This is a genomic window from Methanolapillus africanus (assembly GCF_032714475.1).
GTDB lineage: Archaea > Halobacteriota > Methanosarcinia > Methanosarcinales > Methanosarcinaceae > Methanolapillus > Methanolapillus africanus.
The window spans coordinates 16053-27872 of the sequence record NZ_JAWDKD010000005.1 but is presented as its reverse complement, the minus strand read 5'-3'; the positions used below and the strand labels follow the sequence as shown (position 1 = coordinate 27872).

Annotated in this window: 10 protein-coding genes; 3 read left to right on the top strand and 7 right to left on the bottom strand. The window is 42.2% G+C overall.

The features are described 5' to 3' along the window. Positions 1 to 128 precede the first annotated feature (128 nt). The 6 genes from MsAg5_RS01385 to MsAg5_RS01360 all read right to left on the bottom strand — a co-directional run bounded on the left by MsAg5_RS01385 (position 129) and on the right by MsAg5_RS01360 (position 7502). Entirely contained in the window at positions 129 to 821 is a 693-nt protein-coding gene (locus MsAg5_RS01385; protein ID WP_338098827.1) for an HAD family hydrolase, read from the bottom strand. A gap of 196 nt (positions 822 to 1017) precedes the next feature. Continuing rightward, a complete protein-coding gene (locus MsAg5_RS01380; protein WP_338098826.1) occupies positions 1018 to 2340 on the bottom strand; it encodes a right-handed parallel beta-helix repeat-containing protein in 1323 nt (440 codons plus the stop codon). 599 nt (positions 2341 to 2939) lie between these two features. After that, on the bottom strand, positions 2940 to 4346 hold the full coding sequence (locus MsAg5_RS01375) for a hypothetical protein (RefSeq protein ID WP_338098825.1): 1407 nt from the start codon (positions 4344 to 4346) through the stop codon (positions 2940 to 2942). 704 nt (positions 4347 to 5050) lie between these two features. Further along, on the bottom strand, positions 5051 to 5398 hold the full coding sequence (locus tag MsAg5_RS01370) for a nascent polypeptide-associated complex protein (protein WP_338098824.1): 348 nt from the start codon (positions 5396 to 5398) through the stop codon (positions 5051 to 5053). 259 nt (positions 5399 to 5657) lie between these two features. Beyond that, on the bottom strand, positions 5658 to 5978 hold the full coding sequence (locus MsAg5_RS01365; RefSeq protein WP_338098823.1) for a HesB/IscA family protein: 321 nt from the start codon (positions 5976 to 5978) through the stop codon (positions 5658 to 5660). Positions 5979 to 6257: 279 nt separating this feature from the next. After that, complete coding sequence (locus MsAg5_RS01360) at positions 6258 to 7502, bottom strand: hypothetical protein (protein ID WP_338098822.1); 1245 nt, start codon at positions 7500 to 7502, stop codon at positions 6258 to 6260. 506 nt (positions 7503 to 8008) lie between these two features. Here MsAg5_RS01360 and MsAg5_RS01355 point away from each other — a divergent pair. From MsAg5_RS01355 to MsAg5_RS01345, 3 genes are all read left to right on the top strand, one after another. Next, on the top strand, positions 8009 to 8764 hold the full coding sequence (locus MsAg5_RS01355) for a mechanosensitive ion channel family protein (protein ID WP_338098821.1): 756 nt from the start codon (positions 8009 to 8011) through the stop codon (positions 8762 to 8764). A 341-nt stretch (positions 8765 to 9105) separates the two neighbouring features. Then, positions 9106 to 9831 carry an NAD(P)-binding domain-containing protein gene (locus MsAg5_RS01350; protein WP_338098820.1) on the top strand — a complete coding sequence of 242 codons (726 nt, stop codon included), beginning with the start codon at positions 9106 to 9108 and terminating at the stop codon, positions 9829 to 9831. A gap of 271 nt (positions 9832 to 10102) precedes the next feature. Continuing rightward, complete coding sequence (locus MsAg5_RS01345) at positions 10103 to 11422, top strand: glutamine synthetase family protein (protein WP_338098819.1); 1320 nt, start codon at positions 10103 to 10105, stop codon at positions 11420 to 11422. On the opposite strand, the gene MsAg5_RS01340 is transcribed toward MsAg5_RS01345, so the two are convergent. After that, positions 11413 to 11565 carry a hypothetical protein gene (locus MsAg5_RS01340; protein ID WP_338098818.1) on the bottom strand — a complete coding sequence of 51 codons (153 nt, stop codon included), beginning with the start codon at positions 11563 to 11565 and terminating at the stop codon, positions 11413 to 11415. The two genes, MsAg5_RS01345 and MsAg5_RS01340, sit on opposite strands and share 10 nt — an antisense overlap. Positions 11566 to 11820: the final 255 nt, after the last annotated feature.

Below are 11820 nucleotides of genomic sequence, written 5' to 3'. Positions count from 1 at the left end.
AAATGCTGTTGGTATTCATCTTTTTGAGGGTATATTCTTGAAAATGGACTTGAAGAAGAAAAGGCGGCAAACGCCGCATACTAAAAATAAAAAAGGATGTCGTTAAATTTGTATATTCGGTTGAAATTTTATCCCAAAAGATCAACCACTTTTTGAAAAACAGCTTTCCGATCGTCGACAACGTTCCATCCGTTTTTTGCCGCCAGTTCTTTCACTTTATCGTTCGGATGCACGTAAATCCCAAACTCGGTGAATTTCATCATCCCCGCGTCCGCCGTCGCGTCGCCGAACGCAATCGATCCTTTTTTCGGATATTTTTTCATGATGATTTCCGCTTCCCGGGACTTGTCGGCGGCGTACGACATGTCTTTGATGATTTCATTTTGATAGACGCCGTCTTTGGTTTTCAGCGTCGTCGCCGCATAGCCGGCCGCGCCGAAAATGTCGGCGACCGCCTGCACGGAATAATCAAAACCGCCGGAAACAAAATAAAAGTCATGCGTTTTTCCGTACCGGTCGATGATGGCCGGCAAAAAGTCGTTCAGCTTGTCGATATTTTTCTCAAAAACCGTTTTGGCGTGTTCGTACAAAATATTTCGGTCTTTTCCGGCCAAAATTTTCGCCATGTCCCGAACGTAAAGTTCCGCCAGCTCTTCGTACGGTTCTTTTTCCATGTATTTTTCCTTGAGGTCGGCAATCAAACCGTCCATTTCTTCTTTTTTGTAAAAACCGCCGGCAACTTCGGCTTTCATCAAATCGCCCGGCGAATAACCGTTGTAACAGGTGTCGTCAATGTCAAACAAAAATACGGCCTTTTTCATTTTGAATCTCCTCTTCTTTTAATTGATGTAATTATATTTTTATCAACATATATTTCTATCGGAAATCAAATGAAACGCTCCTTCATTTTTGATGTCGTCTTAAAAAGTGATTGCCATAACGCGCGCGACGGCTCGCCGCGAAGAAAAATGAAAAAAAGAAAAATGAAAAAAAAGAAAGTAAATCCCTTTCTTTTAATCATTTTTGTTTCGGTTTGACGTAGAAATAGTAATAAGCGCCCGCACCGATGACGATCAAAACGACAATCAATACAATGGATGTGGGATTGGGTACTGAATCGGTTTCGGGTTCAGGCGTGGCGTTGGGTGTGTCATTGGGCGTGGTGTTCGTTGATGTGTTTGATGATGTGTCGGACGTGTTGTCCGGAACGGCTGGGTCGGTTACATTTGTTGTATTTGCCGGCGCCGTTGTGTTCACAACGGTCGCTTTTCCGGTGCCGCCGCCACTGCCGTTTTCCCGGATTGTGTAATCGATCGGCTTTCCGTCTCCGTAAGTTAATTCACCGTTAATGTCTGTGCCGCCGGAAAGGCTGAGGGTGACGTTGTTCGGGACCTCGTCCGACGAAACATTAAATTCTCCCGGCGGGACGCTGATTTGAGTTTCTTCAGTTGCGTTTTCCAAGACGTTTTCCAAAATATCGCCGTTTGTCTCCGGATCATTGGCCGGATTCAATAAGATGATTTTTCCGAAAATCGTTCCTGCAGTGTTAATTCCGGCGGGATTTGAAATCATAAAGGCAGTGTTGGTCAAGTTGACGCCAAGCGACGGGGCGATAACCGATTGAACGGTTTGAGGTTCATCAACATCGTATTCTTCAAGGACAACAGGAATGTCATCTGTGGAGACCACGCCGGAAATATTAATGCTTGTTGTATTAATATCAGCTGAGTCTTTATGTTGTTTGTTGTTCACATTTATGCCGCCCCAGCTATTGTTTTTTGTATTTCCGGAGACGGTTACATTTTCTCCTTGGGTGATTGAAATACCGAATCCGCCGTTGTCCTGAGCGGTCAAGTTCGTGTAAACGCAGTCGATATTGCGGCTCAAGTCGAAGGCTGATTTAACCATATTTATTGCCGTCACGTTGTCCATCGTGATGTTCGTTGCATTTTGAATTCTGAAACCGTAGTCGGCTGTTCCGTTGCCGTCAAGGATGACGTTTTGGATCGTCACGCCGTCAAAGCCGTTTACTTTAAAACCGTCGGTCCGGCCGGTTAATTCAATGGTCGGAACATCACCTGTGGCGTTATTTGTGATGGTGAGTCCGTCGGCGGAAACTAGATATTGGTCAGCTGTGTACGTTTCGGTCACCAAAAGAATGGTTGATCCTTGTTCGGCGTTTTGAAGAACTTCATCCAAAAGGGTCGGACTCGTCACCAAAATAAATTGATTGGCCGCTTTGTGACTGTCATTCCACGCTGTATAATTCGTATTGTCGTTAATAACATAAGGATCGCCGTCAGCGCCTGTTCCGCCAATGGCTGCGGCCGATGTTCCCATGAATACAAAAAAAGTCAGTAAAAATAGAAATGTCGGGATGATTTGTTTTTTCATCAAAAATCTTTCTCCTTGTCGTTTTGTCGTGTTTCGTAAAACGCAAAATATGTCATTCACAATCGAAAATGGCCAAAAACGTACAACCTTTAAAAATTTTAGATTTATACGTTCAATAATGCGTTTTTAACAAAAATATTATTTTAAATGCGTTTTTGTTTTTCAGTCCTAATGCCGATCTTTACGGAAAATGAAAATCTGTTTAAAAAGCAGCACTCATTAACACGTTTTATATTTCTCCGATTTAGAAGAAATACTCGTTTTTCAGCATTAGCACAGTTTGAATTATGTAGATGTTATTTAAAATTTTTTAATAAATATATCTATATATTTATATTATGTGATTGAAAATACCTACCAGATCTGAAAAATGTCAAAATTTTATGATTTTTGAGACTTAAATTCCAAAAAAATGCTGTAACGCAGACACTTGCTTCCGATTCAATATGCGAAAAAATGAATGAACAACAACAGAAAAACAAAACAAAAAGAAAAAAATAAAGAAAAAAGAAAAACAGAAAGGAAAAAATCCTTTCCGTTATCAGTTATTGTTTCGGTCTCATATAAAAGTAGTAATACGCACCCGCCGCGAGGATAATCAAAATCACAATCGCGATAATGATATACCACATGTTTTTGCTCCACCAGCTTTCATTGCTCGGGGTTGAGGTGTTGTTGGCGGTGGTATTGACGGACGTGTTGGCCGACGTGTTGGATGTGTTTGTCGCCGGCGTTGTTGTGTTGTTGACTGTTGTATTGTTGGTGGCGTTGGTCGTTGTGTTGTTGGTTTGAGTCGTGTTCACAACGGTGGCTTGTCCGACGCCGCCGCCACCGGAGCTGCTTTCCGCTCGGACAACAGTATTAACTTCTCCGCCGCCCGTTGTTGTAATATTACCATCGTCGATGACCGTGTTTTTGGAAACGCTGAGTGTGACATTATTCGGGACAGTGACATCCGTGCCCAATGCAAATGTTTTCGGCGGAAGGCTTATTTGATTTTCATCTTCCGTATTTTTTGCGATCTCATCTTTCAAAATGGCACCGTTTGTCGCAGCGTCGTTGGTCGGGTTCAGCAAAACAACTTTTCCGAAAATGGGTTCGCTGCTGATGCCGTTGGAATTCGAAATAATAATTGAATTGTTGGTCAGGTTTCCAAACATTGAGCCGACAGCAGACTGAACTGCGGGTGCTGAATTGTTGTATTCTTCAAGAACAACAGGTACGCTTTCTAATGAAACGACGCCTGAAACGTTGATGTTGGATATTCCAATATCATGTCCATCGTAGTATTCTTTATTGTTTATATTTACGCCGCCCCAGCCGTTGTTGCTTGTGGTACCGGTAACAAAAATGTTAATTCCTTGAACAAATGTCATTCCAAAACCATCCGCACCGTTACCGATTGCGTTCAGATTTGTGTATGTACAATCTTTGTTGCGGTTGAAGTCAAAGCAAGTTCTTGTTGAGTTTTTCACCGTCACGTTATCGAGCGTGATGTTGTCGCTGGAAAGAATTCTAAAACCGCTTCTGGCGGCATCTGTTCCACTGACTGTGACGTTGTCAATTCTTATGTTAGATTTGCCGGTGATGTCAAATGGGCTGGTCAGTTCAATAATCGGGGCGTCAGTAGACTCGTTTATTGTAATAGTAGTGCTATTATTTCCGATAATGCACGTGCTCGCCGTATACGGCGCATCGTCTGTTAAATAGATTGTTGAACCGGGGTAGGCATTTTGAAGAACGTCACCCAAACGGGTCGTGCTCGTCACTAAAATATGTTGGTTGTTGCCTCTTAATGTGTTGTTCCACTCCGTATAATTTGTATCGTCGTCAATTCCATAAGCAGTTGCTTTTGTTAATCCGTTTCCGCCAATTGCTGCAGCTGCTGTTCCCATCAACACAAGAACAACCAGCAAAAGCAGAATTGCCGGAATAATTTGTCTTTTTATCAAAATCTATCTCTCCCTTTATTATTTATGGTAAAAATAAAAATTTATTTTATACAATAAATTATATATATTCTATATTCGCGCAATATCGTTTCAGTCAAAGTTATTATTTTAAAAACGTTTTTATTTTTCAAATAATAATGCTGATCTTTACGAAAGCCGATTTTAAAATCAGTAATCATTGCTTCATGTTGTCTATTTCTTTTCAGTTTTTGAGGAAACAACATTTTTTCACAGCATTAATATTCTTTCTATTATGTTTTCTTAAATATTTAAAAATTTCTATAAAAAATATATTTTCAATAGTCGTTGGGTATTTTGTTATATATCAATTAATAATTCTATAATGAAGACATAATTCTACTACTAAATATCAGTTATATTTGGAATCTATTGTTATATAAAAAATATAACAAGATTTATATATAAAATATTGGAATTATGATATTTAGATTAAAATTATTATTTTTAAAACATTCCAAGTTTCAAAAAAGATGAAAAATTTCCGGCGACCGTTCCGGAACTGAGAAAGTTCATCCTAAAAACGGTGGACGAAAGAAATCAAAAGTCATGATTTAATTAAAAATTAATTTAAAAAAAGTTGAAAATTCGGCTCTTTTGTTTTATTTCAGAGCCGCCTTCTCTTTTATTTGTTTTTTACTTCTCGTTTTATTATTTTCTGCTTTGGTTTTGCTTTTTTTTATGTTTTACGCCGACAGCGACAAAATGGCTTCCGCCAAATCGCCGTTCGCTGCTTCCAAAGCTGCTTTGGCTTCTTCCGCGCCGACGCCGGTTTGCTCGCAAACGAGACGGACGTCTTCATCCGGAATGGTCAGCTGCTTCGGCATCTTTTTGACGTCGCCGTTGATTTGATAGGTGTCGACGCCTTGCGCCCGCATGATCGAAACCGCCGGATTCTCAATAATAATGTCGCCGTCCGTTGTTTTAATAATCACTTGTTCGGCGTTTTCAATTTCAATCATGTCGATGCCTAATTGCTTCATCATTCCCTGAACCTTTTTCGGGTTCATGCCACGGCCCATTCCCGGAAACATATTTTATTTCTCCAAATCCTTATTTTCAATTCTAAACAAAAATGTGAATCATAATTTGACCTAAAATATAAAAGATATTCGCTTTTTTCAAATCCAAATCGGCAAAACCGTCTGCCGCTTTTATAGAAAGTCTTCAAAAATGAACGCCATAACGCGCGCGCACGCTGCCGCAGAAACGAAAACAAAAGAAGAAAATACAAAAAAGAAAAATAAAAAAAGAAAAAAGAACGAAAAGTCAGCCGCAGGCTGACGTTTCAAATTAATGGCATCCGGCGCATCCGCCGCCGCATTGCATGGCCGTCGGGTCTTCAACGATGAATCCGGTACCCATTTCGTTGTCGATGTAGTCGATGACCAAGTTTTCAATGGTTTTCTCAAGCTCGCCTTCGTAAACGAATTTGACGCCTTTGATTTCCGTTGTCTTGTCGTCGCTGCCGATTTCATTGTCCAGGGAGAGGCCGTAGGACGGGCCGCTGCATCCGAGACCGGCGATAAAGACGCGCAGGTAGTGATCCTTCTTGTTTTGTTCGTCCAAAACACCGTTCAGAGCCGTAATGGCTTCATCTGTAATTGTAACCATATTTTTACCTCGTTTTATTGAATTAGTTAATAAGAATAATAGTCATGACGGATTTAGTATATAAAATATACCGTCTTTGATCGGTACGGATTGTTTTATATGTCCTTTTAATCTATAACATTTTATATTAATGTTTCTATTAATCTTCGCCGTTACCGAAGATCAAAAATGAATAAAAAGTAAAAATGTGAAAGAATATAAAACTTTTCAATGCGTTTCGGCTGAATCAGTTTTCATTTCATCTATTTTATTCGTTTCACATTTTGATCAATCAAACATTTAAACAAACTCGGCGCCGTCGTCGGCCGGATTTGTCAATTGCTGAGAATTATAGGCGTTGATTTCAATGCAATCCTTTTTGCCTTTGACTTCCCAAACGGACGCGAAAACCTGATTGATCTTGATGTCAAAATCTTTTTCCAGCGGCTTAAACGTCTTGTTTTGGTAAATAATCGATTGCGCGTCGGTGTTGTTGGATTTCACCTGCTGCGTGTGTTCCTTAATCAATTTTTCCAAAATCTTCGCCTTGATTTCCTCTTTGGTCACTTTCGGCTGCTTGAGCACGTATTCAATGTCCGGAATCTCGGTTTGTTCAGTAATCTCTCCGAGTTCGATTTCATCTTCCATACCGGTGATCGCATTGTAAATACCGTCTCCGGACGCCGACATTTTAATTTGTTCGGAGCCCATCCGGCGGTCCACGCTGATGGTATAATCGTATTTCCAGTACGGAACAAATTTTAAAACAACGTCTTTCACTTCGCCGAATGATGATTTTCCGACGGCGACCGCCTTTTCAATCGGCATATTCAGCTTGGAGGCGCGAACGGCAATGATTTCTTTGCGTTCTGTTTTGAATTTGTCGCTGATCGGTGTTTCCGGTTTGGGCGCTTGCCGCATTTCCGGTTTCTTAGACTCGGCGACAATGTATTCGCTTTTCGGTTCCGGCGAATAATTGTTGAACGCCATTTCTTCCGCAGCGGCCGGCGTCATAAAACTCGGCAACCCGGATTCTTCGGCGGGCGGTTCAAAAACAGCGTCGTTGTGTTCGAAAAATTCAGGTTTTTCCGGCGCGTTCGGATTCTTAGAATTAGCAAAAGCGCTTACAGGATCAAAGTTTTTTTTTTGGTCGATGACGGATTCCAAACAGTAGCTGCCGACCACCATTTCCAAGGTTTCGCGGCTTAAATTCGCCAGCATAAACGCGCCGACGTTCTTGGCCAACTCGTCCCGGTCCCAAATCATAACGCCGGTGTCTTCCGCATATCTTTTAACCGTTTCGTCGCCGCCTTTGATCCGTTTGGTCGTAATATAGAGGCTGTTTTTGCCGTTGGATTGCTGGGTGAAACGCTCAAGCGTATCCAAATTTCCGTCCAGGTCGCACTTGACCCAAATTTCATAATCCTGCCGCTTGCCGATAATATCGCAAAAGGCGCCCTCGTCCGTTTTGTATCCGTAAGACTTGAACATTTCCGTTAAAAGCTGAACCAGTTCTTGTTTCATGGTATCCGTATCCGTTGTCAAAAATCTGTGAATTTAAATGAATAAGCTGAATTTAATGTGAATAAATTGAATTGAATGTGATGAATTTATTTAAAAATGGACCGATTATAATCGGTGTGGCTCTGCCGTTATAATAAACATGCGTCAGCGGTTGAATTATAACAGGCGTATAATAATATTGAATCTAATAATCACGAATCCGTTTTATATGTTTCGTTTCAATTCTGAACGAATCTGATTTCAAATGAATTGATTCTCAGAATCTGTTCTGAATGAACTGATTTTCAGAATCTGTCTGAGTGAACTGATTTTCAGAATCTGATTCTGAATGGATTGGTTTTCAGAATCTGATTCCGAATGGTCCAAAATCTGAACAAATCGGATATGTTATATATTTAGAAATTATTATATTATGTCTAATACTTTTATGATTCACCGCCTGTTATTGAAATTGCGGAACTGTTTATGAGAATCATAAAACTAAATAATATTATCTGAAATATTATCTGAATTGTTGAGGTTTTTTTATGCTTGAATTTTTAGAGATTTCAATTCCGTATACGGATTTATTGATCGCGGATTTGGTTTTCGCGCTCATTGTTTTAATCATCGGGTTCATTATCGCCCGGATCATTGTCAGCGTTTTCAAAAGAATGTTCGGCAAAACAAACTTGCCGGCTCTCGTCTCTTCTATTTTAATCCAGTTGTTAACGATTTTGTTATATGTGGCCGTTCTGCTGGCGACCGTCAGCGCGGTCGGCGTTTCCGTCGCGTCCGTCATCTTGGGACTTTCCGCCGTGATCGGTTTGATTTTGGGCTTTGGTCTTCAGGACACGCTCACCAATCTGGCGGCCGGCATCTGGATTGCGGTTTTGGGACCGTTTAAAGTCGACGACAACGTGACCATCGCCGGACAAACCGGTTCAATCAAAACCATCGGCATCATGGCGACGGAATTGGTCACAGCCGACAACGTTTTTATCATGGTTCCGAACAAAATGGTTTGGAACGCGCCGATCGTCAACACCACCCGCTTGCCGACCCGCCGCTTTGATTTGACGATGACCTTTAAACTCGTCAACAATTCGGACGGAACCGTCAAAGCCGTCATGGATGTTTTGAACAAAAATCCGGCCATTCTCAAAACGCCGGAACCGAAAATTTATATTTCAAACATCACGGACGCAACCGCCGATCTTCAAATCCGCGCCTGGGTCAGCCAGGAAAACTACGCCACTATTTTGAATGACGTCAAAGAAGAACTGCTGACGCATTTTGAATAATATTTTCTTCTTCGAAATACGGATGTTCATCCGTATTTTGAATCTTTTTTCTTTTTCATTTCTTTTTTCGCACCGCCGCCGCGTGCGTTATCGCGATCATTTTTGACGCCGCCGTCCAAAAGCAGACGTCGGTTCCTAATATATATTTATTATAAATCAATTCCAATCAAAAGCTATTTAACGAACTTCATTTTAATGTATTATTTTATTTTGATTCTTTTCCTCTGTTGTCGTTTTTTCTGTTTTGAATTTTTCGTCCTGAGCAAATCCTTTATATATTGCTTCGTTTTTGTTTGAATTTGATAATTTTCAAAAACGATAATTTATATTGGTGATAAATCATGAAAATTGCGATATTAGGTGGAACCGGAAACATTGGTAAAGGATTTGCGCTTCGATGGGGACAAAAACATGACGTTATCGTCGGCTCGCGCGACAAAGATCGTGCAGAAGCGGCGGCAGCGGAATACACCGCGTTTTTGAAAGAACGCTCGCTTCCGTCCAGCATCCGCGGCGATGAAAACAAAGCGGCAACCGAAGCCGCTGATGTTGTTGTGATTGCGATCCGTTACGACCAAGTGCCGGAAACGCTCTCCTACATCAAACCGGCGCTTTGCAACAATCAGGTCGTTCTTTCAGTCGTCGTTCCGATGATTAAAGACCGCTGTTACTTGAACATGGCAACCGACTCCATTAAAATTGAAGTCGATCCCGAAGAATACAACGCAGACTACTTCTGTTACGCTGTTCCGCAATCCGGCAGCGCCGCCAAAGAAATTCAGGCGATGCTTCCGAATTCCGTCGACCTTGTCGCGTCTTTCCACAACGTTTCTGCAAAAAGGCTCGAAGACTTCGACCAGCCGTTTAACTTGGACATTGCCGTCTGCGGCAACAACAAACAAACCAAAGACGTCATCATGCAGCTTGTTTGCGACATTCCCGGCCTGAACCCGGTCGATGTCGGACCCTTGGAAGCCGCCGCGCTCACCGAGCCGATCACGCCGCTTCTCTTAAACGTCGCCAAAATGAACAAAGCGTTAAGACACGCCGGCGTTAAATTCGTTTAAAAACAATAACGGAATCGGACGGGATGTTTCCCGTTCCTTTTCTTTTCAGACCCTGTTTTTATTTTATTTTATTTTATTTTATTTTATTTTTTCTTTTTTAATGCCGCCGCGCGCGTTATATCAATCGTTTTTCCGGCGCCGCTAAACCCCGCATCCGATTTTATTCTGAACCTCTGTGAATTGAGCGTTTTTATTTATACTTGTAATTCTTATTATTCCAGACATCAATTTTGATTTTGCAGGAACAGATATTGTTTTTACAGGTGATTTTATGGTTCAGTTTAATTCGATTTCAGATATTTTAGAAGGTGTTTCCGAAAACGGTATTGAGTATGTTCAGTTCCAATTTTCGGATTTGGACGGGGTTTTCCGTGAACTTGATGTTCCGGCGCCTTTTTTAGAAACCGCGTTCTCCAAAGGCGTTCCGTTTGACAACTCTGCCGGCGGCTTTGCATGGTCGGCCGGCGCGGACGTTGTTTTGAAACCGGATCCGCGCACCTTTTCAATCATTGATCTTTCGGAAGACGAAAAGTACGCGCGCGTCATTTGCGAACTCAGTTACTTAGACGGCCAGCCGTTTGAAGCCTGTCCGCGCAGCGCTTTAAAGACCGTCGTCCGCAAAATTTTCCAAGCCGGATACACGTTTTATGTTTCGTCCGCCGTCAGCTTCTTTTTGCTGGATGCCGGATTCAGCGCGGGCAACATGGAAAAATCAGCTTCCGACGTGACGAATTTCAAATACGGAAACGATGTTGCCGTTGAAAAAGTCAAAAAAGAACTTCTTCACTCGCTTTTCGCGTCGGAAATCGACATTATGTCTTTTCACCGGGGACATGAAATCGGGCAATACACCGTCGTTCTCAAAGAAGGCAGCGCGCTTCGGATTGCCGACAACATTCTCACCGTCAAACAACTGATCCAGGACGCGGCTCAGAAATTCGGCCTTCACGCCACGTTTATGCCCAAACCCATGACGTCCAAAGAAGGTCTCGGAATGCCGTTTACGCTTTCCCTTTTGAAAAACGACATCAATGAATTTTACCATCCGGACAAGGAAATGATGTTGTCCGACGCCGCCCGCTTTTTCATCGGCGGCATTTTCAAACACATTCGCGGCATTTGCGCCGTCGCTAACCCGAACGTCAATTCCTACAAACGTCTGGTCAAAAAAAGCGAGGCGCCGCACTACATTACCTGGTCGACTGCCGACCGCTGCTCGCTGATTCAAATCCCGTCGTCCCGCGGCCGTGCGACAAAAATCGAACTCAGAAGTCCGGACGCCTCCTGTAATCCGTATCTGGCGCTTTCCTTGATTCTGTCGGCCGGCATTTCCGGCATCAACGAACAAGCGATGCCAAACAACGCCGTCAACTTCGAAAACCACGATTATTCCGAATCCGAAAAAGAATCGTATTCGATGGGCACGCTTCCCGGCACTTTTATCGAAGCCGTTGAAAATTTCAAGTGCGACCGGTTCCTTCAAGATGTTCTCGGGGAGATGCTGTCCAAAGGCATTATTCAAAAAGCGGATGCCGAATGGGATAATTACATCAGCTGCGTCCACCAGTGGGAAATTGACCGCTACTTGTAACTTTTTTGAGGCGGGCAGTGCGCGCGTGTTATGGGCGTCATTTTTGACGAGTCGTCAAAAATGAGCTCCCTTTTCTTTTTCATTTTTTTCTTCTCTTTCTTCTTTCCTTTTCTCTTTTTTCTTCTCTTTTTGACTTGTACCAATTTCAAGACAAATCTTTAAAAATATTCAACCCCTTCATCTCTGTAATTCATATTTTGAATTCTATATAATTTAAGAAATATGCAAGGAATCAAACATGGTCGTTCAATCCAAAAAACCATCGACATCTGTCAAATCTGTTCCGTCCAAAACCGCAAAAACAACAACAAAAGCAGCTCCCAAATCTGCCGCCAAACCCGCTGTCAAAACAGCATCTGCGACGAAAGCGGCCCCCCAAACAGCACCCAAAACGACTG

Coding starts and splice junctions, on each gene's coding strand:
- MsAg5_RS01385 (WP_338098827.1), bottom strand. CDS start 821: ATGAAAAAGGCCGTATTTTTGTTTGACATTGACGACACCTGTTACAAC.
- MsAg5_RS01380 (WP_338098826.1), bottom strand. CDS start 2,340: ATGGGAACATCGGCCGCAGCCATTGGCGGAACAGGCGCTGACGGCGAT.
- MsAg5_RS01370 (WP_338098824.1), bottom strand. CDS start 5,398: ATGTTTCCGGGAATGGGCCGTGGCATGAACCCGAAAAAGGTTCAGGGA.
- MsAg5_RS01365 (WP_338098823.1), bottom strand. CDS start 5,978: ATGGTTACAATTACAGATGAAGCCATTACGGCTCTGAACGGTGTTTTG.
- MsAg5_RS01355 (WP_338098821.1), top strand. CDS start 8,009: ATGCTTGAATTTTTAGAGATTTCAATTCCGTATACGGATTTATTGATC.
- MsAg5_RS01350 (WP_338098820.1), top strand. CDS start 9,106: ATGAAAATTGCGATATTAGGTGGAACCGGAAACATTGGTAAAGGATTT.
- MsAg5_RS01345 (WP_338098819.1), top strand. CDS start 10,103: ATGGTTCAGTTTAATTCGATTTCAGATATTTTAGAAGGTGTTTCCGAA.